General features: G+C 64.5%; 21 protein-coding genes, 1 tRNA gene and 1 pseudogene. 10 read left to right on the forward strand and 13 right to left on the reverse strand.

The features are described from left to right. Nucleotides 1-37: 37 nt before the first annotated feature. Nucleotides 38-1,189: a glycosyltransferase family 4 protein gene (locus tag MB901379_RS03760; RefSeq protein ID WP_158015430.1), complete on the forward strand. Its 1,152-nt coding sequence runs from the start codon at nt 38-40 to the stop codon at nt 1,187-1,189. A gap of 4 nt (nt 1,190-1,193) precedes the next feature. Here the strand turns inward: MB901379_RS03760 and MB901379_RS03765 are convergent, their stop codons facing one another. Then, nucleotides 1,194-1,655, reverse strand: coding sequence for a MarR family winged helix-turn-helix transcriptional regulator (locus MB901379_RS03765; RefSeq protein WP_158015431.1), 462 nt, complete (start codon nt 1,653-1,655; stop codon nt 1,194-1,196). A 99-nt stretch (nt 1,656-1,754) separates the two neighbouring features. Here MB901379_RS03765 and MB901379_RS03770 point away from each other — a divergent pair, with 99 nt between their 5' ends. From MB901379_RS03770 to MB901379_RS03780, 3 genes are read left to right on the forward strand one after another with little or no spacing between them, the layout of a single operon-like run. After that, the gene (locus MB901379_RS03770) at nt 1,755-2,909 is read left to right on the forward strand and encodes a sulfotransferase family protein (RefSeq protein ID WP_158015432.1); all 1,155 of its coding nucleotides are present in this window, start codon (nt 1,755-1,757) and stop codon (nt 2,907-2,909) included. After that, nucleotides 2,899-4,206, forward strand: a complete 1,308-nt coding sequence (locus MB901379_RS03775) for a hypothetical protein (RefSeq protein ID WP_158015433.1) — start codon at nt 2,899-2,901, stop codon at nt 4,204-4,206. The genes MB901379_RS03770 and MB901379_RS03775 overlap by 11 nt, the downstream gene beginning before the upstream one ends. A 28-nt stretch (nt 4,207-4,234) precedes the next feature. Continuing rightward, nucleotides 4,235-4,942 (forward strand): demethylmenaquinone methyltransferase, encoded by a 708-nt coding sequence (locus MB901379_RS03780; RefSeq protein ID WP_158015434.1) that lies wholly within the window; start codon nt 4,235-4,237, stop codon nt 4,940-4,942. Here the strand turns inward: MB901379_RS03780 and MB901379_RS03785 are convergent. The 3 genes from MB901379_RS03785 to menJ form a co-directional block, all read right to left on the reverse strand. Beyond that, nucleotides 4,939-5,274 carry a DUF732 domain-containing protein gene (locus MB901379_RS03785; RefSeq protein ID WP_158015435.1) on the reverse strand — a complete coding sequence of 112 codons (336 nt, stop codon included), beginning with the start codon at nt 5,272-5,274 and terminating at the stop codon, nt 4,939-4,941. The genes MB901379_RS03780 and MB901379_RS03785 overlap by 4 nt on opposite strands. 32 nt (nt 5,275-5,306) lie before the next feature. After that, nucleotides 5,307-5,993 (reverse strand): class I SAM-dependent methyltransferase, encoded by a 687-nt coding sequence (locus MB901379_RS03790; RefSeq protein ID WP_158015436.1) that lies wholly within the window; start codon nt 5,991-5,993, stop codon nt 5,307-5,309. Nucleotides 5,994-6,054: 61 nt separating this feature from the next. After that, on the reverse strand, nt 6,055-7,278 hold the full coding sequence (menJ, locus tag MB901379_RS03795) for a menaquinone reductase (RefSeq protein WP_174237072.1): 1,224 nt from the start codon (nt 7,276-7,278) through the stop codon (nt 6,055-6,057). Between the two features lie 37 nt (nt 7,279-7,315). Here menJ and grcC1 point away from each other — a divergent pair, with 37 nt between their 5' ends. Both grcC1 and htpX read left to right on the forward strand, forming a co-directional pair. Next, on the forward strand, nt 7,316-8,323 hold the full coding sequence (gene grcC1, locus MB901379_RS03800) for a nonaprenyl/(2E,6E)-farnesyl/geranylgeranyl diphosphat synthase (RefSeq protein WP_158015437.1): 1,008 nt from the start codon (nt 7,316-7,318) through the stop codon (nt 8,321-8,323). A gap of 105 nt (nt 8,324-8,428) precedes the next feature. After that, nucleotides 8,429-9,289: a zinc metalloprotease HtpX gene (gene htpX / locus MB901379_RS03805; RefSeq protein ID WP_158015438.1), complete on the forward strand. Its 861-nt coding sequence runs from the start codon at nt 8,429-8,431 to the stop codon at nt 9,287-9,289. Nucleotides 9,290-9,367: 78 nt separating this feature from the next. Here the strand turns inward: htpX and MB901379_RS03810 are convergent, their stop codons facing one another. The 4 genes from MB901379_RS03810 to MB901379_RS03825 form a co-directional block, all read right to left on the reverse strand. Next, nucleotides 9,368-10,921 (reverse strand): SulP family inorganic anion transporter, encoded by a 1,554-nt coding sequence (locus MB901379_RS03810; protein ID WP_158015439.1) that lies wholly within the window; start codon nt 10,919-10,921, stop codon nt 9,368-9,370. 296 nt (nt 10,922-11,217) lie between these two features. Continuing rightward, nucleotides 11,218-12,243, reverse strand: a complete 1,026-nt coding sequence (locus MB901379_RS03815) for an NAD(P)H-dependent glycerol-3-phosphate dehydrogenase (protein ID WP_158015440.1) — start codon at nt 12,241-12,243, stop codon at nt 11,218-11,220. Nucleotides 12,244-12,381: 138 nt separating this feature from the next. After that, a complete protein-coding gene (locus MB901379_RS03820) occupies nt 12,382-13,890 on the reverse strand; it encodes a flavin-containing monooxygenase (RefSeq protein ID WP_158015441.1) in 1,509 nt (502 codons plus the stop codon). Nucleotides 13,891-14,017: 127 nt separating this feature from the next. Next, nucleotides 14,018-14,509, reverse strand: coding sequence for a YajQ family cyclic di-GMP-binding protein (locus MB901379_RS03825; protein WP_158015442.1), 492 nt, complete (start codon nt 14,507-14,509; stop codon nt 14,018-14,020). Between the two features lie 76 nt (nt 14,510-14,585). On the opposite strand from MB901379_RS03825, the gene MB901379_RS03830 reads away from it, so the two are divergent. After that, nucleotides 14,586-14,671, forward strand: a tRNA-Tyr gene (locus MB901379_RS03830). 108 nt (nt 14,672-14,779) lie between these two features. Here MB901379_RS03830 and MB901379_RS03835 read toward each other — a convergent pair. The 3 genes from MB901379_RS03835 to MB901379_RS03845 all read right to left on the reverse strand — a co-directional run bounded on the left by MB901379_RS03835 (nt 14,780) and on the right by MB901379_RS03845 (nt 19,216). Then, on the reverse strand, nt 14,780-16,987 hold the full coding sequence (locus MB901379_RS03835; RefSeq protein WP_158015443.1) for a PPE family protein: 2,208 nt from the start codon (nt 16,985-16,987) through the stop codon (nt 14,780-14,782). 118 nt (nt 16,988-17,105) lie between these two features. Next, on the reverse strand, nt 17,106-17,909 hold the full coding sequence (locus tag MB901379_RS03840; protein WP_158015444.1) for a mycofactocin-coupled SDR family oxidoreductase: 804 nt from the start codon (nt 17,907-17,909) through the stop codon (nt 17,106-17,108). 89 nt (nt 17,910-17,998) lie between these two features. Beyond that, entirely contained in the window at nt 17,999-19,216 is a 1,218-nt protein-coding gene (locus MB901379_RS03845) for a cation:proton antiporter (RefSeq protein WP_158015445.1), read from the reverse strand. Nucleotides 19,217-19,508: 292 nt separating this feature from the next. Here MB901379_RS03845 and MB901379_RS03850 point away from each other — a divergent pair, with 292 nt between their 5' ends. Further along, nucleotides 19,509-19,955 carry a DUF2784 domain-containing protein gene (locus tag MB901379_RS03850; protein ID WP_158015446.1) on the forward strand — a complete coding sequence of 149 codons (447 nt, stop codon included), beginning with the start codon at nt 19,509-19,511 and terminating at the stop codon, nt 19,953-19,955. 156 nt (nt 19,956-20,111) lie between these two features. Next, complete coding sequence (locus MB901379_RS03855; protein WP_158018922.1) at nt 20,112-20,309, forward strand: hypothetical protein; 198 nt, start codon at nt 20,112-20,114, stop codon at nt 20,307-20,309. A gap of 11 nt (nt 20,310-20,320) precedes the next feature. Here MB901379_RS03855 and MB901379_RS03860 read toward each other — a convergent pair whose 3' ends face one another. Further along, nucleotides 20,321-21,541, reverse strand: coding sequence for a cytochrome P450 (locus MB901379_RS03860; RefSeq protein ID WP_158015447.1), 1,221 nt, complete (start codon nt 21,539-21,541; stop codon nt 20,321-20,323). 194 nt (nt 21,542-21,735) lie between these two features. On the opposite strand from MB901379_RS03860, the gene MB901379_RS03865 reads away from it, so the two are divergent. After that, nucleotides 21,736-22,338 carry a TetR/AcrR family transcriptional regulator gene (locus tag MB901379_RS03865; RefSeq protein ID WP_158015448.1) on the forward strand — a complete coding sequence of 201 codons (603 nt, stop codon included), beginning with the start codon at nt 21,736-21,738 and terminating at the stop codon, nt 22,336-22,338. On the opposite strand, the pseudogene MB901379_RS24375 reads toward MB901379_RS03865, so the two are convergent. Beyond that, nucleotides 22,335-22,536: pseudogene (locus MB901379_RS24375) on the reverse strand (cytochrome P450); the annotation flags it as partial. The gene MB901379_RS03865 and the pseudogene MB901379_RS24375 overlap by 4 nt on opposite strands. Nucleotides 22,537-22,884: the final 348 nt, after the last annotated feature.

A 22,884-nucleotide genomic window follows, 5' to 3' on the forward strand; every position in this document is an offset into this window, starting at 1 on the left:
CAACCTTGCCGACAGCCGACGCTGACACTGTGAGGGTGTGCGCGTTGCGATCGTCGCCGAGTCATTCCTCCCGAATGTCAACGGCGTTAGCAACTCGGTGGTTCGGATACTCGAGCATCTGCGCCGGAGGGGGCATGAAGTCCTCGTCATCGCACCGGATAACCCGCCGGGGGAAGGACGCGCCGAACGACTGCATGATGGTGTCCGGGTGCACCGAGCGCCGTCGCGGATGTTCCCCAAGGTGACCACGTTGCCGCTGGGTGTGCCCACTCCGCGAATCCTTCGGGTGCTGCGGGGATTTGACCCCGACGTGGTGCATCTGGCCTCGCCGGCGCTGCTTGGCTACGGTGGGCTGCGGGCCGCGCGCCGGCTCGGTGTGCCGACGGTCGCCGTCTACCAAACCGACGTGCCGGGCTTTGCGGCCAGCTACGGCGTTCCGATGACTGCGCGGGCCGCATGGGCCTGGTTTCGTCACCTGCACGGCCTCGCCGACCGCACGCTGGCGCCGTCCACGCCCACGATGGAGGCCCTCGTCGCTCAGGGCTTCCCCCGGGTACACCGATGGGCACGGGGCGTCGATTTGATTCGGTTCGCGCCGTCTGCGCGCGACGAGTCGCTGCGGCGACAATGGTCCCCCGACGGAAGACCTATCGTCGGGTTTGTGGGTCGACTGGCGCCCGAGAAGCATGCCGAGCGGCTCGCTGCGCTGGCGGCGTGGGGTGCGGTTCAGCTCGTCATCATCGGCGACGGAGTGGACCGCCCGAAGCTGGAATCGGCAATGCCCACAGCGATTTTCACGGGTGCGCTGTATGGCGGGGAGCTCGCCGCGGCGTACGCCAGCCTGGACGTGTTCGTGCATCCCGGCGAACACGAGACGTTCTGTCAGGTCGTGCAGGAAGCGCTGGCGTCGGGGCTGCCGGTGATCGCCCCCGACGCCGGCGGCCCCCGCGACTTGGTCACGCCGCAACGGACCGGTCTGCTGCTGCCCGTCGCGGAGTTCGAGGCGCAGCTGCCGGCCGCTGTCGCGCATCTGATTCGGGAACGCCATCGCTATTCGCGGGCGGCCCGGCGCAGCGTGCTGGGCCGCAGTTGGTCGGTCATCTGTGACCAGTTGCTCGACCACTACGACGAGGTGCTGTCACCGACCGCGCGGGCGGGTGACGCGCCGTTGCGAAGGCGACGTGCCTAACACATCAGGTCTTGCTGATCGGCGTCTGTCTGGTGTCGTTGAGGAACTTCGTCAGGAGCCGGTCGAACTCGCGGAGGTCGGCCGGCGACCAGCCCGAGAGTGCGCGCGCCAGGTGATCCCTTCGCACCTCATGTAGCGCGCCCGCGGCGCGCTGTCCGTCGGTGGTTGCCTCGATCACCGACACTCGTCCGTCATGCGGATCGGTATGCCGGGTGGCCAGCCCGGAGTCGATGAGGGCTCGCACCCGGCGAGTGGCCATTCCGGGGTCCATGTGCGCCAACCTGGCCAGTCGGCTCAGTGGCAACGGTCCCTCGTCAATCAAGACGCGAAGCAACATGTAGGACGGCTGCGATAGCGCGGTGTTGGCCGCCGACGCCTGTCCGGCGAACGCCGAACGACTGACGCTGAGCCGGACGATCTGGGCGAGGGTGGCACTGATCGAGGCCACCGAATCGAGCTTGCGCATGGCGGGACAGTATCCGGCAACTACTTGACATAGTCAACAAAATAAGGATAGCTTGGCGGCGCATACGCCCACCAAATTGGCTTGTGCGCAGGAGTGTTCATGCTGGGAACGGGGTTCTACTTCGACTGGCCCAACTACCGTACGATGCTGAGGCTGCTGCGCCGGAACCCGCCGGCGTCGGCGCGGTGGCGGCGCTTCGTCGCATTCGGCGTCGGTGTGCCGGCCGTCGCCGCGATCCACGCGGTGTGTTTTGCGCTCGATCCGATCCTGTTCCCGTCGCTGCGCCGCACCCAGGTGATCGCACCGGTGTTCTGTATCGGGCACGCCCGCAGCGGCACCACTTATCTGCATCGGCTGATGGCCACCGACCCGCAGTTCAGTTATGCGCTGATGTACGAGTTGTTCTTCCCTTCGTTGTTAGAGAAGCGCTTGCTGCGTCTGCTACTTCGAGTCGACGCCATGTTCGGAAAGCGACTGCGGCGCCGGCTCGACGAGCTCGAAAAGCGTCGCTTCGCCCCAACCGACGACATGCACAAGACCGGATTCTTCGTGCCCGAAGAGGACGACGCCTTCTTGACCTGGTCACTATGTTCCGGGTTCTGGATCTTGATGTTCCCGTTCATGGGGGAGCTCGATTTTTACCATGTCGATCGGTGGTCAAAGCCCAAGCGGCGACGGGTGATGGGTTTCTACAAGCAATGCGTGCGGCGGCAAATCGCGCTCAACGGCGGCGGGACGCACCTGAGCAAGAATCCCACCTTCTGCGGTCGCGTCGAAGCGCTGATCGAGGCCTTTCCGGACGCCAGATTTGTGGTACCCCTGCGCAATCCCGATGAAACAATCCCGAGCCTGCTCAAGTTGCTGCAGACCGAATGGCGCCTGCGCGGCCGCGATCAGCGCTTGGTCGCCAGCTCGCTGCGAGTACTGGCCGAGCAATCGCTGGATTCTTACCAGCATCCCCTCGACGTCTTGGCCCGCCATCGCGACGTTCACTCGGTCCTGGTGGATTACCGTGAGCTGATCCGCCAACCAGAGGTCACCTTGCGCCGCATCTACGCGGGCTTGGAACTGGACTTGGGGCCGGTGGCCGCCAACGCATTTGCGTCGGCCGCGGCAGGCAGCGGGCACGAAACGACCCACCGTTACAGCCTGGCGGAGTTTGGCCTGGATTCCCGCGAAATTCATACCCGGCTGGCCACCTTGTTCGATCAATACCAGTGGGACACCGAAGGAAAGGACTCTCATGTCGGCTGAAGCGAGCCAAGCCGAGCTACGCGCCGCCTGGACCGACATGATCGACGCGCTGATCAGGGCGCGGGATGCCCTCGACATCGCCGATCTGCACGCCCCACCGATCACCGCACAAGGCCTCGCGGACGGGTACGGCTACCTGCTGGGATTTGTGTTCAGTGGCATCGAACGCGCCTTTCGCGAGAATCCCGAATTCCCGTATTTTCGGCGCGCAATCCAACCGCTGGACAAGGCGACCATCGACAATGCCGATGCCCTGTACCTGTCGGCGTCGATCGACGGCACCACCAGCTATCGGGTGACCGGCCGGTTCACCGGGCCAAAAGCGCCCCAGTACCTCATTTTTGAGGCACACACCGTCTACGCCGGAGACACCGGCGGCCTCGCCGAACTCATGCCGGGTGGGCGCGTGGTCACCGGGGCGCTGGACACCGCCGGCCTCGTCGTTGACGACGGCGGCCGATTCGAGATCTTGCTGGCCCCACAGCGGCCCAGTGGGCACACCGGGAATTTCATCGCCACGGTCAGCGCGGACAAGGCCGCAACAGCGGGATTCCTGATCGCCCGCATCCTGTTTCACGACTGGGAGCGCGAGGTGTCACCCGAGTTGCTCATCGTGCAGATCGGTAAGGAGGGAGCCCATCCCGCGCCGCTCGATCCCGCGAGAGCGGCCCAGAATATGCGCCGCCTGGGGACGATCGTCGAGCACCAGATGACATTTTGGAACCAGTTTTACGATGTCGTGCTTGAGGCGTATGGCGACAAGAACGGGGATGGGCTCACGCTGATGCCCCGCAATGCGCTCAATGAGCCTGCGCTGGCGAACCTGGCCATGGGTGGCGGCCAAATTACCAACGTCTACAGCGGCGGGGTCTACGACTTGCAGACCGACGAGGCCCTCCTGGTTGAGGTCGTCGTCCCGGTGCCGCCGGCCTACATGGGATTCCATCTGTCCAATCTGTGGGGTGAATCGCTGGATTACGCCAACCATACGTGCAGCCTCAACGGATTTCAGTGCGAACCCGATGTTGACGGCACGATTCGCTACGTCGTTGCAGACACCGACCCCGGCGTGCCCAACTGGCTCGACACCGCCGGCCACCTCGGCGGTTTCTTGACGCTGCGATGGACGTATTGCACCCCGCCGTCGGAATTGCCCAAAGCTACCGCCGTCAAGGTGCCGCTGGCCGGTGTGCGCCACCGGCTGCCCGCGAACACCCGCACGGTGTCGGTCGAGGAACGGCGCCGGCAGATCGCGATCCGGCAAGAACACGTCCAGCGCAGATACCGACAGTACTGACGCGACGCTGTCGGGTAGCGTCTCGGAAGTGATTCGTGCGGCGTTGGACAAGGATCCCCGGGACGTCGCGTCGATGTTCGACGGCGTAGCGCGTCGCTATGACCTGACCAACACCGTGTTGTCGTTGGGCCGCGACCGTTACTGGCGGCGGGCCACTCGGTCGGCGTTGCGGATCGGTCCGAGCGACCGGGTGCTGGATCTGGCCGCCGGCACCGCGGTATCCACCGTAGAGCTGGCGAAGGCCGGAGCATGGTGTGTGGCGGCCGATTTTTCGGTCGGAATGCTCGCCGCCGGCAGCGCGCGCACGGTGCCCAAGGTTGCCGGTGACGCCACCCGGCTGCCGTTTGGCGATGGCGTCTTCGATGCGGTAACCATCAGCTTCGGCCTGCGTAACGTCGCCGACTTTCCGGCTGCGTTGCGCGAGATGGCGCGCGTCACCCGGCCTGGGGGCCGTTTGGTGGTGTGCGAATTCTCCACGCCCACGAGCGCATTGTTCGCCACCGTCTACAAGGAGTATCTGATGCGGGCATTGCCGCGGGTGGCCAGCGCGGTGTCCAGTAACCCGGAAGCCTATGTTTATCTGGCCGAGTCGATCAGGGCATGGCCGGACCAGGCGACGTTGGCCCAGCGGATGTCCCAGGCGGGATGGTCAGCCGTGCGGTGGCGCAACCTTTCCGGCGGAATCGTGGCATTGCATGCGGCGTACAAGCCACCTGCGGCGTCGGCGAAGACCTAACGGCCGGCGCGTTGCAGCACGCCCACGTTCTCGGGGCAGTAGTGATCGACCGCGGCTCCCAAGAACTGCAACGCTTGGCCCTGAGTGGTGCCCCGCGGCAGGTTGCGCTGTAGGAAGGTCGCCGATTTGTAGGCGTCACCGTCCACGCCCCTGTTCAACCGTTCGCAGCTGATCTTGGCCAACCAGGCGTTGTAGTCCTGCGGGCCGTAGATGCCGTAGGTGTGCAGCTGGGCGTTGAAAGGGGCGTCGTAGTCATCGGCGTGTGCGGGTGCCGCCATACCTATCGCCACCGTCGCCATGGCGGCCAGGGTGGCCAGCCTCGTTCCCTTCATTAGCCGGACTATACACCGCAGCGCCGGGCCGATCAGCCCAGATGCGCCGATAGCAGCCAGCCGCCAACCGACACCCGACCGTCAGGTTCGGAACGCACCTGGACACCGGGCATGTCGAAGAAGTCTGTCGGCGCCTTGGCGTATAGGCGGGCCGGCTTGATCTCGTCGATGACCCAATACTTGGCCACCACCTCGCGCAGCTCGTCCTCGGTGACCGCATTGGCCGGGCCTTCGGGTAGTGCGGCCCTGTCGAACACCAGCACAAAGTAGGACGCACCCGGTGCCGCGGCGCGGACGATCGATCGCTGGTAGCTCTCGCGCAGCTCGACCGGCATGGAGTGGAACAAGGTGCTGTCCACGATGGTGTCGAACCGGGTCGCCGATCCCGGCGGGTAGCTGGTGAAGTCGCTGATGTCGGCCACATGGAAGCTGGCGCTGGTCAGCCCGCGCTGCTCGGCCTCGCGGCGGGCCAGCTCGATGGCGGTTGGAGACATGTCCAGACCCACCACCGTGTGTCCACGTGCGGCGAGCGTGAGCGAGATGGCGGCTTCCCCGCAGCCTGCGTCGAGCACCTCGCCATGAAACCTGCCCTGTTCGATCAGGGCGGCCAATTCCGGTTGTGCTTCGCCGATGCTCCATGGCGGTCGTACTCCCGCACCGAACTGGGCGGATTCGCCGCGGTAGGCGGTTTCAAACTCAAAATCCAGTGATTCGGCCATACCCGTTTATATCAACCTGCCTGATATATGTCAATGAAGTTGATATCGGGCGGGGCCGCGCTCAGTGAAACGGTGGTCGACGATCGACCATCCGCGAAACCCGCCCGCCGCCGCGCCACACTCGGGCAACCCAGTCGACGTCTTCGTCGGTGACCAAGTTGGCCATCACGCGCACGGCGATCCTCATCAGTGCGCAGGAGCGCATCGCCAGGGGACCGGTCGCGGGCAGGAACCGTTGGTAGGTCAGCAGCAATGCCAGCCTGCGCGCAACCGAAAAACCGCGGCCGTAGTGATCGGCCAGCAGCGCCGGCCACAGCCGGGACAGGTCGGGTGCGTCCAGTGACTCCGCGGCCAGGCGTCCGGTCTCCAATCCGTAGTCGATGCCTTCACCGTTGAGCGGGTTGACGCAGGCCGCGGCATCGCCGATGAGCATCCAATTCGGTCCGGCCACCCCGGACACCGCGCCGCCCATGGGTAACAACGCGGACGCCACCGCCCGGGGCTCGCCGGCAAAGCCCCACTCGTCCCGGCGCAGGTCGGTGTAGTAGGAGATTAGCGGCCGCAATGCCAGATCGGCGTGGCGTTTCGAGGTGGAGAGTGCCCCTACGCCGATGTTCACCTCGCCGTTGCCGAGCGGGAAGATCCAGCCGTAGCCGGGCAACACAGCGCCATCGGGAGAGCGCAGTTCCAGATGTGAGGTCAGCCACGGGTCCGCACTACGTGCGGTGGCCAAATAACCGCGGGCGGCGACGCCATAGACCGTCTCTTGATGCCATCTGCGGCCCAACTTGCGGCCCAGCGACGACCGCGCCCCGTCGGCGACGATCAGTTGGCGGCAGGCCACCTCGGTACCGTCGGCCAACGTCAGCGATACCACCCGGGTAGCCGAGTCATGGTGCACGGCTACCGCTTTGCTGCCGAGCAGCATCCGCGCACCGTGATCCTGTGCGACCTGCCGGATTCGCTCGTCGAGTTCCAGGCGGGCGACCGCGCTGCTGTGCGACGGGAAGGATGGCCCGGGCCAGGCCACTTCCACTTCACCGCCGAACCCGCTCATGCGCAGACCGCGATGCCGGATACGGCCGGCCAGCCAGCCGCCGAGCCCCAGCTGTTCCAGCTCGGCGATCGCTCGCGGTGTCAAGCCGTCGCCGCAGGGCTTGTCGCGGGGAAAGGTGGCAGAGTCGATGACCAGGACGTCCTGACCGGCCCGGGCGGCCCAAGCGGCCGCGGCTGACCCGGCCGGTCCGGCACCCACGACCACCACGTCGGCCTTGGCGGCTCTGATTTCTGCGGTGCTCACGGTCACCAGTATGTTTGGTCGAGTGAAGACTCCGGCGACAGTGGTGGCGGGCGTTGACTTTGGCGACGCCCACTTCGCTACGACGGTGCGTGACGGCGTTGCGCGAATCGAACGGCTTATGGATAGCGAGCTGCGCGGGGCTGACGACGTGATGACCGACTCGCTGCTGCACCTGTTTACCGCTGGCGGCAAACGGTTCCGGCCACTGTTCACCGTGCTGTCCGCCCAGGTGGGACCGAACCCGGATGCCGAGGAGGTGGTCGTCGCCGGCGCGGTCATCGAGCTGATACACCTGGCGACGCTCTACCACGACGACGTGATGGACGAGGCGGCGGTCCGCCGTGGCGCACCCAGTGCAAACGCGCGCTGGGGCAACAACGTCGCAATTCTGGCCGGGGACTATCTGCTGGCGACGGCGTCGCGCCTGGTATCCCGGCTGGGGCCGGAGGCGGTTCTGATCGTCGCCGACACATTCGCTCAGCTGGTGACCGGTCAGATGCGCGAGACCCGCGGTGCACCAGACGGCGTGGACCTGGTCGACGAGTACCTCAAGGTGGTCCATGAGAAGACCGGGTGTCTGATCGGTGCGGCAGGTCGGTTCGGCGGGATGTTTTCCGGCGCTGACGATGATCAAGTGGAGCGGCTGAGCCGTCTCGGCGCCATTGTCGGCACCGCATTTCAAATCGCCGACGACATCATCGACATCGACAGCGAATCTGACGAGTCCGGCAAGCTACCCGGCACCGACCTGCGGGAAGGAGTGCGCACGTTGCCGATGCTGTACGCGCTGCGGCAGGGCGGCCCCGACGCTGCGCGGCTTCGCGACCTGCTGGCCGGACCCATCCACGACGACGACGCGGTGCTCGAGGCGCTGGCGCTGCTGCGGGCATCGCCGGGTATGGACCAGGCCAAAGAGACGTTGGGCCAATACGCGGCCCGCGCGCGTCATGAGCTGGACTTGCTGCCCGAGCTGCCCGGCCGGCAGGCATTGGCCTCCCTGGTCGAATACACCGTTAGCCGGCACGGCTAACACCGGATCCACCATCGCGGAACCACGCGGGGCATTTGAGGCGTTGAATCAGCATTGAATCAGCAAAAGTCGCCCATGCTGCGGCGTTCGTAGGAGGACACACCGATGACCTGGCATCCGCATGCCAACAGGCTGAAGACCTTCCTGCTGTTGGTCGCCATGTCCGGCATCATCGTGTCCATTGGTGCCCTGTTCGGCAAGACGGCCTTGATGTTCGCCGCACTGTTCGCCGTCGGCATGAACGTCTATGTCTACTTCAACAGCGACAAGCTGGCCCTAAGGGCCATGCATGCGCAGCCGGTTTCCGAACTGCAGGCACCGGCGATGTACCGCATCGTGCGCGAGCTGGCGACCAGTGCCCACCAGCCGATGCCGCGGCTCTACATCAGCGACACCGCGGCGCCCAACGCGTTCGCCACCGGTCGCAACCCGCGCAACGCCGCGGTCTGCTGCACCACCGGCATCCTGCAGATCCTCAACGAACGAGAGTTGCGGGCCGTGCTGGGCCACGAGCTGTCGCATGTCTACAACCGCGACATCCTGATCTCGTGCGTGGCGGGCGCGCTCGCCGGGGTGATCACCGCACTGGCCAACATGGCCATGTGGATGGGCATGTTTGGCGGTAATCGGGACAACGGCAATCCGTTCGCGCTGCTACTGGTTTCGCTGCTAGGCCCGATCGCCGCGACGGTAGTGCGGATGGCGGTGTCGCGGTCGCGCGAGTATCAGGCCGATGAATCCGGCGCCATGCTGACCGGAGACCCACTGGCGTTGGCGTCGGCCCTGCGCAAGATCTCCGGCGGAGTGCAGCGGGCACCGTTGCCACCGGAACCGCAGCTCGCCAGCCAGGCGCATCTGATGATCGCCAACCCGTTCCGGGTGGGTGAGCGGATCGGTTCGATGTTCTCGACGCACCCGCCGATCGAGGACCGCATCCGCCGCTTGGAAGCGATGGCACGAGGCTGACCCGGCCGCAGCCTTAGCCGCTGGAGCGGGCCGGTCCGGACTTGACCGCGTGAAGGGTCTGCCCAGCGGCTGGCCTGCCTACACCTGTTGGGCCTGCGTTTTCCCTTCGGCTAGGTGTACGGCCTCTTTGCGACGGGAATGGCCTTGCTTGAGTGTGCCATCGATCCGGACGCTGCCGCCCGTGGCGTGATGCTGTTGCTGCCAGTCGGTAATGGCTTGGTGTGCAGCATGATCGAGATAGTTGACCGCGATATGAAGGGTAACCGTTGTGCGCTCAGGAATGGACGCCAGCACTCGGGTCAGCCGCGGCAGTGACAGGAAGGTGCACGCCCCCTCGACGATCACCCGCCATTCGTCACCGACCGGGTGGGCCTCTACCTTGGCGCGGACTACTCGCCATCCGGTCATGGCGATGGCCAGCACCAGCCCAATCATCACACCGTGCAGCAGGTTGAGGAACACTACGGCGACAATGGTCACCAGGTAGATTGCGAAATCACCGGTCTTGACCGCGGCTTCGATGTGCGCGGGTTGCAGCAGCTGAATTCCGATGACGATGAGCAGGCCGGCGAGTGCTGCGCTGGGAATCAGCTCGATCAAGCCCGCGAACGGAAGGGCGAACAACAAGATCCAGAAGCCGTGCAGGATTGTCGACGCTCGAGTCTTAGCGCCCGCCTTGATATTTGCTGAACTACGCACAATGACGCCGGCGATGGGAAGGCCGCCGATGGTTCCGGACACCAGGTTGGAGGCGCCCTGCGCGACCAACTCGCGGTTCAATTCGGTGCGTGGGCCGCTGTGCATTCTGTCGGTCGCAACCGCGGTCAGCAGGCTTTGGACGCTAGTGATGAGCGTGACGGTGATGATGCCGATCGCTACGGCACCCCAGCCTCCGTGTGGGATCGTCGGCAGCTGCAGCGCATCCAGGACCGAGCCCTCGAGTGTTATCCGGGATACATGAAACGGAAATACCACTGAGACAACGGTTACCACCACGATGGCGACCAACGGCCCAGGTACGGGAGCCAACTTGGCCGGCGCCCAGCGCCAGCAGACCATGATGGCGATCACCAGGAGTCCTAAGATCACTCCCGGCCGGTGTGCGCCAATGATCTGTGCCGGTAGTTCAACAACATTAACCCACGCTGAGCTGTGGGACTCGCCACCGAGCAACACGTGAGTTTGCTGAAGTGCGATGGTGATTCCGATGCCCGCCAGCATGGCGTGGACAACCACGGGTGAGATGGCAAGGGCGGCTCGAGCCACGCGGCTGAACCCCAGCAAGATCTGCATGACTCCCGCCGCTGCGGTGATGAGACAAGTTACCCCCCAGCCGAATTCGGCGATGAGGTCCGCGACGACCACCGTCAGCCCGGCGGCGGGCCCACTGACCTGCAACGGCGATCCGGCCAGGGCGCCGCCGATGATGCCGCCGACGATCGCGGCGATCAGGCCGGCAAGCACCGGCGCATCGGATGCAATGGCGATCCCCAACGACAAGGGCAGTGCGACCAGGAAAACCACCAGCGACGACGGCAAATCGTGCCGAACGATCGATCTGAGCCGATCGCTGCGCGACGCCGGCGTCGGGCTTGGGTCCAGGTCTGGTTTATCGAGCTCGATGTGTTGCATCGGTCGCTCCCTCGTTAGCTTCTAGCGGGGGATTTATCCCGATTTCCCGCCCCCATACATTTTGCAATGTAGTCGTAACATGCTGGTGCACAGGCGAATAAGTCTGCCGTTGGCAACGATGCGCTCGGCACGATCGCTTGGCTGCTGCATCGACGGTATTGGCGCGACGGAGCAAGGGTCAACTTGACGCGCTAGGTGCATAGGGAACGCAAATGTTCAATGTAATTGGCATCTACTCGGCGAAACGTCACGTTACGGCGAGGAGACGGCTAGGTTAGAACTCGGATTACACCAGTCTAGAACCCCGACCCGTGCACCTCGTGCCCGGGTACCTCGGCGGCCAAGCCTCGGTAGGCCTGTTCGACGGTGGAGCCGTGGTTGATCACCGCGTCGACCTCCCGGGCGATGGGCATGTTCAGTCCGAATTCGTTGGCGAATTCCATGATTACGCTGGCCGCCCTGACGCCTTCGGCGACTTGGTTCATCGAGGCGATGATTTCATCGATTTGCTTGCCCGCGCCCAGTTGCTCGCCCACGTGCCGGTTGCGGCTGCGCTGGCTGGTGCAGGTGACGATCAGATCGCCCAGACCGGCCAAACCGGGGAAGGTCTCGGTGTTGCCGCCCATTGCCACGCCCAACTTGGTCATCTCGCGCAGCGAGCGTGCGATCACCAGTGCGCGGGTGTTCTCACCGATACCCAGCGAGTAGCCCATTCCCGCCGCGATCGCAAAGACGTTCTTAAGAGCCCCCGCCATTTCGACACCGACGACATCATCGGTGGTGTAGACGCGGAACCGCCGGGTGCGGAACAACGCGGACAGTCGCGTGGCCAGGTGCTGGTCGGGCATGGCCAGGACGGCGGCCGCAGCGTAACCTTCGGCCACCTCGCGGGCGATGTTCGGTCCGGCCAGGATACCCGCGGGGTGACCCGGCAGGATTTCTTCGATGATCTGTGACATGCGCAGATTCGTGCCCTGCTCGAGCCCCTTGACCAGGGACACCACCGGAACCCAGGGGCGTAGCTCCTTGCTCAGCTCGTTAAGGACACCCCGGAAGCCATGCGAGGGCACTCCCATGACCACGACGTCGGCGCAACTGGCGGCCTCGGCAAAGTCAGTGGTGGCGCGCAGGGTTGCGCTGAGCACAACGTCGTTGCCGAGGTAGCGGCTGTTGCGGTGATTGTCGTTGATGTCGGCTGCGGTGGCTTCCGATCGCACCCACTGCAACGTCGGTCCGCGCCGGGCACAGATTGACGCCACCGTGGTGCCCCAGGAACCGCCACCAAGTACAACGACATTGGGTTCGCGCATAGCAGCCGCCATGGAACTCACCCTATTGCGGCCACCGGACATTTAATAGCCGTTCACCGGCCCAGCATCACCCGGGCGAACGGCTCTGCCCGAACGGCGGTACCGAAATCTCGCCCGGCGAATCCGCGTAGCGTTGTCGCCGCCGCCCGTTTACCCGGCCAGCGGCGCCCGGTCGGCGACGCGACCGAACACCATCGCTTCCTCGATCCGGTCGAACCGGTAGTCGATGGCATCGGCGAAATAGTTCTGTCGGACATTCCACGGCCGCTTGGTACCCGACTTCGGCAGGGCGTGCAGCGACCGCAGCACATAGTTAGCTTGAATGTCCCACGAGGGTTTTTCCGCCATCGGAGCCTCGCCGCGGCGTGGATAGGCGTGTGTGTAGCCGTGCGCGGCCATGTGCGCCAGCAGCTTGGCCGTAGCCCGGGCCGTTATGTCGGCGCGCAGCGTCCAGGACGCATTCGTATAGCCCACACACCAGAACAGATTGGGTACTTCTTCGAGCATGTGTGCCTTGTAGACGAAGCGGTCGCAGGGATCGATGTCGCCACCGTCCAGGCTTATCTTGACGCCACCGAGCGCCTGCAGCTGCAGCCCGGTGGCGGTGACGATGATGTCGGCCTCGAGGTGACCCTCGGATTTGAGCGCGATGCCGGTCGCGTCGAAATGGTCGATGTGGTCGGTGACCACTGCGGCGCGGCCCGCGGTGATCGCCTGGTACAAGTCGGCGTCGGGGATCAGGCACATCCGCTGGTCCCACGGGTTGTATCGCGGCTTGAAGTGGGTGTCGATGTCGTAGCCGTCGGGCAGATTCTTGATCGCGACCTGTCGCAGCATCCACTTCACCAATCCCGGGAACTTGCGGGACAAGAACCAGAACCCCGCCTCCGTCAACGCGGCGGCCATTCGGGTGATCGCGTGGGAAGCCCTGCGAGGAAATGCTCTACGAACGACCCCGGCGAAAATGCTGTACTTGGATGCCGCGGCGAGGTAGGTCGGCGAGCGCTGCAGCATGGTCACCTTGTTGGCCTTTTCTGCCAATGCGGGGATCAGCGTGACCGCGGTGGCGCCGCTACCGATCACCACGACCTTTTTGCCGGTGTAGTCCAAGTCCTCCGGCCAGTGCTGGGGATGCACGACCGTGCCGCCGAACCGCTCGATACCGGGGAAGTCGGGGGTGTAGCCCTCGTCGTAGTTGTAGTAGCCGCTGCCGAAGAACACAAAGTGGCTGCGGTAGCGCTTCGCTACGCCTTCCTGGTCGCAGGTGACCGTCCAGGTGTCCGTGGACGAATCCCAATTCGCTGCCCGGACATGGCTATTGAACTGGATATGGCGGTCGATGCCGTACTTGCGCGCGGTACTGGTCAGGTACTCGCGGATGTGCTCGCCGTCAGCGACGCCCTCCTTGCGGGTCCACGGCTCGAACGGGAAGCTCAGCGTGAAGATGCTGCTATCGGAGCGTACTCCCGGATAACGGAACAGATCCCAGGTACCACCGATGCGCGCCCTGCGTTCCAGGATGGTGTAGCTGAGCTCCGGGTTGCGTTGCAGCAGCCGGTAGGCGGCGCCGAGGCCGGAGATCCCGGCCCCGACGATCACTACATCGACTTCGCGGGTCGGCGCCGGGGCTTGGTCGGCTTCTTGGGGAGTCACCGTCATCGTGAACCTCGCTTGAACATGGGTGCCGTCACCAGAGTAGGCAATGATCGGCGAGCGTAGCGGCGGGGCGAAAATCGGCGCCGGGATTCGCCGCAGCGGTCCGCTCGGCGCGGACGGGGCGCCGCGCCTACCGGTAGTTCACGAACTGCAGCGCAACGTCTAGCTCGGCGTTCTTCAACATCGTGATCACTGCCTGCAGATCATCGCGCTTTTTGCTGGTGACCCGGATCTCGTCGCCCTGAATCTGGGTCTTGACGTTCTTGGGCCCCTCGTCGCGGATGAGCTTGGTGATCTTTTTGGCGTTTTCGCCGCTGATGCCCTGCTTGATGGCGCCGGTGACCTTGTAGGTCTTGCCGGAGGCCTGCGGCTCGCCGGCGTCGAAGGCCTTCATCGAGATATCGCGTCGGATCAGTTTCTCCTTGAACACATCGACGGCGGCCTTGACACGTTCCTCGGTGGACGAGGTGAGCTCGACGGCCTCGTCGCCTTTCCAGGCGATCTTGGTGTCGGTGCCGCGGAAGTCGAATCGGGTGGCCAGTTCCTTGGCGGCCTGGTTGAGCGCGTTGTCGACCTCCTGATGTTCGACCTTGCTGACGATGTCAAACGATGAATCCGCCATTCCGTCCGTCCCTTCCTGTCCGCTTTGGCGATGGCCGTTTGTGAACTGTCTACCCGGTCGTTGTACCCTGCTAGGCGGCAGGTTGCCCGAGCGGCCAATGGGAGCGGACTGTAAATCCGTCGGCTTACGCCTACACAGGTTCGAATCCTGTACCTGCCACCAGCATCGATGCAGTTCGGATCCGGTTTTCGCCGGTCCGCACGGCGCTCGCGGCAGCTGCCCGGCTATTGTGCCGGGCTGGGCCCGGCGGACCGATCGCGGTGCGACCTATCAGGCGGACCCAAAGAAGCCGGACTGCCCGGTGCCCGCGTTCAATCCACCCGAGTTCGAGCCGCCGCCGGAGTTTCCGAAGCCGGAGTCGTTACCGGTACCGGAGTTGCCCACACCGGAACTGTGGTTGCCCGAGTTGAAGAATCCGGTGTTGTAGAAGCCCGAGTTCATCAGGCCGATGTCATGTTCGCCCGAGTTCCACAGGCCCACCTGCAAGCCGTCGTCGCCATGATTGAAAAAGCCCACGTCGGTGCCGCCGCTGCTGGAGTTGAAGAATCCCACGTTGGTGCCGCCCACGCCGGAGTTCCATCCGCCCGAGTTGTAGCCGCCGCCGAGGGACGAGTTGTTGGCCGAGTTGAACAATCCCGAGTTGTAGTTGCTCGAGTTGAAGAAGCCTGAGTTGCCGGTGCCTGAATTCGCGAAGCCCGAGTTGCCGCTGTTGTTGGCGGTGCCGCCGATGCCGGTGTGCACATTGCCGGCATTCCACAGTCCGGTGTTGGTGCTGCCCGAGTTGAACAAGCCCGTGTTGGTGAAGCCCGAGTTGAAAAAGCCGGTGTTGCCGGCCTGACCAGTAACTCCTGGCCCGTAGACCGGATTGGAGCCGTTGCCGCCGGCATTGAAGCCACCCGTGTTGCCGACGCCCGCGTTGGACAGGCCCACGTTGCCGAAGCCCGCATTGAACGCGCCCATATTGTGGTTTCCGGCGTTGAAGAAGCCGATGTCATGACCGAACAGCGCGGAGGCGCCGCCACCGGAGTTGAAGCCGCCCAGATTGCCGTTGCCCGAGTTCGCCAAACCCATGTTGGTGCTGCCGGCGTTCATGAGACCGGTGTTCATGGCGCCTGCGTTCCACCAGCCGGTATTGGTGGCGCCGGCGTTGCCGATTCCGGTGTTGACGCTGCCCGAATTCAGCGCGCCCCAGTTCGAGCTGCCGGAGTTCGCCAGACCCCAGTTGTTGTCACCCGAGTTGAACAGGCCTGAATTGCCGCTGCCCGAGTTGAATAGACCGCTGTTCGCCGAGCCCGAGTTCCATCCCCCGAAGCCAACCTGGTTGTCGCCGGTAAGCCCGATGCCGATGTTGCCGTTGCCGGAGTTGGCTAGACCGATGTTGTGGTCACCGGTATTGCCGAAGCCAATGTTGAAACCGCCGTTGTTGCCTAGACCGACGTTCCACCCCATCCCGTTGGCGTTGAGCCCACCAATACCGATCTGGTTGTCTCCGACGAGCCCGATGCCGATGTTGCCGCTGCCGACATTGCCGACGCCGATGTTGTTGTTGCCGACATTGCCGACGCCGACGTTGTAGCTGCCGACGTTGTCGGCCCCCACGTTGAACATGGCCGGAGTTGCCGCCATGGCCCCGACCAGGTTTCCGTTGCCAAAGCCGATATTGCCGCTGCCGACATTGCCGAAACCGATGTTGCGGTCACCGATGTTTCCGGTGCCTACGTTGTAATACGCGGCGCCGGGATAGCTCTTGCCGTCGGCGGTCAGGGCGGCGTTTCCGTTGCCGGCGCCGAAGTTGACGGAGCCGAAATTACCGAAGCCGATGTTGCCGTTGCCGCCGCCGGTGGTGCTCGGGCCGCCGTTGCCGGAGCCGAGGTTGTAGCTGCCGGTGTTGCCGTTGCCGAGGTTGACGCTGCCGATATTACCTAGCCCCAGGTTTATATTCGGCAGGCCCGGCGCACTCGGCAGCACCGGCTGCCACGGTGTCAGCTGCGCAGCGACCGCCGACGCCGCGCTGTGATAGCCAGACATGCTGGCCACATCCTGGGCCCACATCTGCTCATACTGAGCCTCGACGGCGGCGATGGCCGGCGCGTTGAAACCCAGCAGGTTCGACCGCACCAAGGACACCAACGCGGACCGGTTGGCCAGCACCAGTCCCGGATGCACTGTGGCCGCCTGCGCCGCCTCAAACACCGTCGCCGCTGCGTTGGCCTGGCTGGCCGTCGCCGCTGCTTGGGCCGCTGAAGCGCTCAGCCACTCGGCGTATGGGGCAGCGGCTTGGGCCATCGCGGCCGCCGCCGGGCCCAGCCACGTCCCACCGACCAGACCGGACGTGACCGATTTAAACGCGGCGGCCGCCGTGCTCAGTTCGCCGGCTAGCACATTCCAGCCGGCCGCGGCGGCCAGCATCGGGCCCGCCCCGCCGCCAGAAAATATCCGCGCCGAGTTGATTTCCGGCGGCAGCACCACAAAATTCATGAACGTCCATCCCCACGTCAGATGCCGTAGTGTCGATGCAGATACCTAGCGACCCAACACTTTAGGGGGCGCCTCGAGCGGTGGCGGTCCACTTAGCCGACTGTTAACTCAGATCGGGTCAGTGAATGCGAGCGCTCCCGCCCAGGCCGATCTCCAGGACACTGCCGGTGATCACCCCGGGATCGGTGGCCAGATAGAGCACTCCGCGACTGACATCCTCGGGTTGCAGCCATGGCTGCGGGATCGGATTGGCCTTGGTCATGCGGTGCACCAAATCGTCGGGGACGTCGTCGCTTCCCGTGGGCTGCACCATCGGTGTCTGGGTAGTGGTGGGACAGATGACGTTGATGGTGATGCCCTCCTTGGCGACCTCGAGGGCAGCGGACTTGGCCAGTCCGATGACACCCCATTTGGTGGCGTTGTAGGCCGCCAGCTCGGGGATGCCCATCCTGCCCCCCATCGAGGACGTCACCACGATCCGGCCGAAGCGTTGACCGCGCATCACCGGTATGGCCGCTCGCAGCGTGTGAAAGGTGCCGGTCAGGTTGGTGTCCACCAGCTGCTGCCAGCTCAGATCGCTGACCTCTTCCAGGCGCCCGGTGCTGACGATGCCGGCATTGGCGACCACGATGTCGAGGCTGCCCAGGTCTTCGACGGTCTGTTCCACCGCGGTGCCAACCTGGGTTGCGTCGCGAATGTCAAGGATTATCGGCAGGCAGCGTCGGCCGAGGTCGGTAACCAGCGCGGCGGTGTCTTGCAGGTCTTGCTCGGTGGCCAGCGGGTAGGTCAGTTCCTTCATCGGGCCCGGCGCGTCGGCTATGACGATGTCTGCGCCTGCGCTCGCCAATGCCAAAGCATGTGCCCGCCCCTGTCCTCGGGCTCCTCCGGTAATTAAGGCAACACGTCCTTCCAAGGCACCCATGCCTGGCCACGTTAGCAGCCGGACCCGTCGCCAAGAGCGCCGCATTCCGGATGGTCCGCGGTCGTTAAAACCGCTGCAGCGGAAGGAATTTAGGGCTTACTCGCCTCTTCTCCGGCCTCGGCCTGCCCGCGCGAGCCCGGTAGATCGTCTGGGGGCTCGACCTGCAGCGCCTTGGCGATTGGTACGTCGGTGGATGAGTGCAGCACGATCGACAGCGCGATGGTAACTGCGACGACATCGAAAACCAGCTCTCGGTTGGCTATCCCTGACTGCAGCGCCAACAGCCCGTAGACCACCGAGGCGAAGCCTTTAGGTCCGAACCACGCCGCAGTCAGGCGTTCTTGTCTGGTTAGCTGGGTGCGCAACAGTGACAACAACATTGTCGCCGGCCGGATCGCCAAGATGACCACGACCGCCAAAAGCCAATCTTGCCAACTCAACCCGGACAATCGCTGCGGGGTGATCAACGCACCGAAGACGATCAACGCGGCGTACTTGGTCACCTCGGATAGCAGGTCGCCAAAGGGTTGAAACGATTCGGCGGCAACGTGGTCCATCGTGGCCAGCGCCGAGCCGGCGGCAAACGCCGCCAGATAAGGGTTGGCATGCGTCAGGTGGCAGGCCGAATACACCACCAACGCGATCGCCAGTGGCCCCAGGGGCTGCAGATGCGGCTCGGCGGTGAGTATCTTCGTCCGCCACGCCAACGCCACACCGGCCGCCACCCCGACGCCGAATACCAGGCCGAGCACCAGTTCCACGCCGACCCACAACACGTCCGCGCCGGCGCCCTGCTCGGTGGCCAGGAAAATCATGACGAAGGGCAGCGCCAACCCATCGTTTAACCCGGACTCCACATTGAGCAGACGGCGCAGCCGGGCGGGCACGTCAGTACGTCCGACGATGGCCGCTGCGAAGACCGGATCGGTGGGCGACAGGATGGCCCCGATCAGGAACGCTGTCGGCCAGTTCAGGCCGGCCAAAAAGTGGGCGGGGACCGCGATTCCGACCATGGTCAGTGGCATGCCAACGCCGAGTGCCCGTCCGGACAACGGCCAATTTTCCCGCAGCTCGTGCAGATTCGCGCGCTGGCCGTCGGTGAACAAGACGGTGAACAGCGCCACATCGGAAAGCGCGGCGACGATCGGGTCGTCTGGACCAATGTTGTCTAGCCCGAGCATTCCCGGTCCGAGGACCGCGCCGGCGACCAGGAACAACAGCGCACTCGACAACACCGTGCGCGCCGCGACCCCGGACAGCGACACGCTGATGAGGAGCACCACGCCGAACGCCAGGACAAGGCTCACTGAGACTCCACTTCGGTTGTCGGTAGCCGGCCGCGGCTGGTGCGTCCATACGCGGCCCTACCTAGCTTCCTCGATTTCCTACCGGATCGGCCAGACGTTCGTCGGTCTATCATCGGATCGTGCCGGGCATCGGTAACGCCCGGCAGAGCCGGTGCACCAGGTCGCCGACGAGCGGCAAGCCGCACGGCGTCGCTGGCGTCCTTATGATCGTTGCAGGGCCTGATTTCCCGCGTTGGTAGGAAGCCGAGGCCGCAGCGAAGCCTAGATCGAAGGGTGCTCTGAGAGTTCGCTGATGTACGTTGCCGTGGTCGTTGCGACCATCGCTGCGCACTTCGCCTACATGGCCTATCTGGTGGTCGGCGGTGTCGTCGCGTTGCGGTGGCGTCGGACGATTGCCTGCCATGTATCCGTGGTGGCCTGGGCGATCCTGAGCTCGATGCGGCACCTCGATTGTCCGCTGACGTGGCTGGAGCGATGGGGGCGGGCACATGCGGGCATGGCGCCCCTGCCGGACGCGGGCTTCATCGCGCACTACATCACCGGGGTGATGTATCCGACCGGCTGGTCGGGCTCGGTTCTGGTTGCCGTCTTCGTGGTCATCGCAGTCTCGTGGTTCGTTTTCGGGTGGCAGGCGCGCCATGGGGTCCCGGGCAGTGTCACATCGATGCTGGGCAGTGACGTTCGAACCGGATGCCCCGGGTCACCAGGAAAGCCGTATGGAGCAAGGAAATTCGGGTAGCAGGAGAGATTTGCTACTAGGGGCGCCGGTGTCCGTGCGCCCTAATGATTTCGGGCTAGGATAGGTCAACGCCGTCGTGCCCAAGCCGCCGATCGGGATTGTCTGGGCTTGCTGGTCGCAACGGCCGGTGTGACTGCAGGACGGGAGATCACAGGATTGGCGACCTTCTGGCGATACGTCGTCATCCAGCTGATGACGTTCGTGGTCGGCATCGTCGGACCGATCTTCTTGATCATATTCTTTGTGTCACAGTCGGATCCGAACGCTAAGTGGGCGTACTGGATTGGGCTTTTCATTACCTACGCCGACGTGATGGTCGCGCTGGCGCTCACGGCCGCGAGTGAACGCAATTAACCAGCCAGCGCTTAGGAGACGAGGACGCGCAATCGCTCCCAGCCGCGCACGGTCGAGGTCGGCGCCAGTTGCAGGCTGGCGTAATCGATGCCCCATTCCGGCCAACGGTTGAGCAGTTCGTCGAGTGCCACCCGGCCTTCCAGGCGGGCCAGATTCGCGCCCAAGCAGTAGTGCACGCCCTTGCCGAAGGTGAGGTGGGAGATGTTGTCGCGATGAATGTTGAAGGTATCGGGGTCTTGGTAGCGGCGCGGGTCGCGGTTGGCGGCACCGAAAAGTAGCAGGATGGCGCTGGCGGCGGGCACCATGGTGTCGTAGCAGTGATGGTCGCGCAGGGTGTAACGCGCGATGTGGGGGCCGGTCGGTTCGAATCGAAGGGTTTCGTCGACGGTGCGGGTGAGTAACGATCGGTCGTCGTGGACCTGCCTGCGCTGGTCGGGGTGGTCGGCGAGTACCTTCGCCAGCCACCCGATGAGCCGGCCGGTGGTCTCGTTGCCCGCGCCGGCCACGACCTGGGTGTAGTGCAATACTTCGTTGCGGGTGAGCTTTCTCCGCGCGCCGTCTTCATCCTCGAACTCGATATTGAGCAACGCCGTCATGAGGTCGTCGGACGGGTTGTCGGCGCGCCAGTCGAGGTAGTCGGCGTAAATGGTGCCGTCGGCAATCTTGTCCGGCCGGGCCACCTTCATCGGTGTGCCGGGTTTGGTGCGCAGGTTGGCGTCGTTGGCGTCACGAACGCCGATCTGGTCGTGCTCCGGGATGCCAAGCAACATGCCAATGACGCGCATCGGCATCATCGACCCCAACTCCGCGATGATGTCGAAGCTGTCGCGCCCGACCAGCGGATCCAGGCAGCCGACGCAGTAGCGCCGGATCTGGTCTTCGAGCTCGGCCATTCGGCGCGGCGTGAAGACCCGGGACATCACGCCGCGCAGCATGGTGTGCACCGGCGGGTCCTCGAACATCATCACGCCCGAGGGCATGTCGAACTTCGACTTCACCAATTCGAGGATGTCGCTTCGGCTGTTGGAGAAAGTCTGCCAATCGGCGAGCGCCTTTTCGACGTCGGTGTGGCGGGAGATGGCCCAAAAGTCGTAACGCTCGTTGTAATAGATCGGCGCTTCCTCGCGCAGCCTGGCGTAGGTCGGGTAGGGGTTGGCCGCGATGTCGACGTCGTAGGGGTCGTAGTAGACGTCGGCGTCGGGTGCTTCGGCGGCTTCACTATGAGTTGTCATGGTGTGGTGAACCTTTCGGGTAGCGCGCGCTACTTCAGGCAGCTGCCGGTATCGGCCCGCAGCGACACACCGGTGATGACGGCGATCGCGTCCGGGACCGCACGCACATCGGGCCTCGTTGAAGTTGAGCCAAGGAGTAACCGTGTTACAGTCGGTACTGTAACCTTGTTACTCGATGACAGCAAGGGTGGGACATGCAAGTGGCCAGTCCCGAAGTAGCGATCGTCCAGTCGGTGCGACATCAAGACCGCATCCTCGAGATCGTGGTGCACATTCTGGAAACCGAGGGCTACGACGCCGTTCAGTTGCGAGAGGTCGCTCGGCGTGCCCGCACGTCGCTGGCCACCATCTACAAGCACTACGCCAACCGCGACGAATTGATCTTGGCGGCCCTCGAGTTCTGGATGGATGAGCACCATTACGCCGGTCTGGCGGATCAAACGCACCCGGCGAGCGAGTCGCTGTATGCCGGCATGATGCGGGTGCTCCGGACCATTTTTCAGCCCTGGGAGGCGCACCCGGACATCTTGAAAGCCTATTTCCGGGCCAGGGTCGCACCCGGTGGGCAGCGGCTGGTTCGGCGCGGCTTGGACATGGTCGTTCCGGCGGCGATGGAAGTGCTTGCCGACGTCGATGCGGGCTTCATCAATGACCTCGACACCGTTATCTCCAGCCTGGTGTACGGGCTGCTCGGGCGCTTCACGGCCGGTGAAATCGCCATCACCGAAATTCTGCCCAGCATCGACCGCACGATGTTCTGGCTGATGAACGGCTACGAGGCCGGCCGCCCCAGCTAGCGGTCGAATTCGATGGGCAGGGTCGGCGGATCAGCGGCCCGCCCAGGGCTCACCATCGGCTTCCATGGCGCCCGCCCGACGATATGCGGATCATGCACGCGTTGGGTGAGCGCGTCGAGGGCCTGGGGCCAGCTCGCGCCGGGCCGGGTTGGCACCGAGGCAGTGGTGCACGCCGCCGCCGAATGTCAACATCGGCGGCGGTCAAAGTGACAGTTGGCGTGCCATCGGAGATGGGCGCTTTGCACCCGGCCTAGCGGACACCTCTTCCAATTATGTGTGGCCAGCGTTGCAAAGGCCGTCAACGATCGAGCCGTTAGTGACTCTTTGTGGCGGTCTGCGCCTACCTGGTGTCTCGGTCGTGGCCATACAAAATTGCGGTATGTGCGGTATGTGTATTGCCATCTTCGGCGCGGGCCCGGCCGGGCACCTAACGGCGCCCATCGCGATGGGGTTTCGCCCGGGCTTTCCCGCCGCCGAGCCCGCGCAACAATCGAAACTTGGCCTATGGTCGGTAGGCGGCGCCGCGACCGTAGAGCGGTAGTTGTT

The sequence above is a fragment of the Mycobacterium basiliense genome (assembly GCF_900292015.1).
Classification (GTDB): domain Bacteria; phylum Actinomycetota; class Actinomycetes; order Mycobacteriales; family Mycobacteriaceae; genus Mycobacterium; species Mycobacterium basiliense.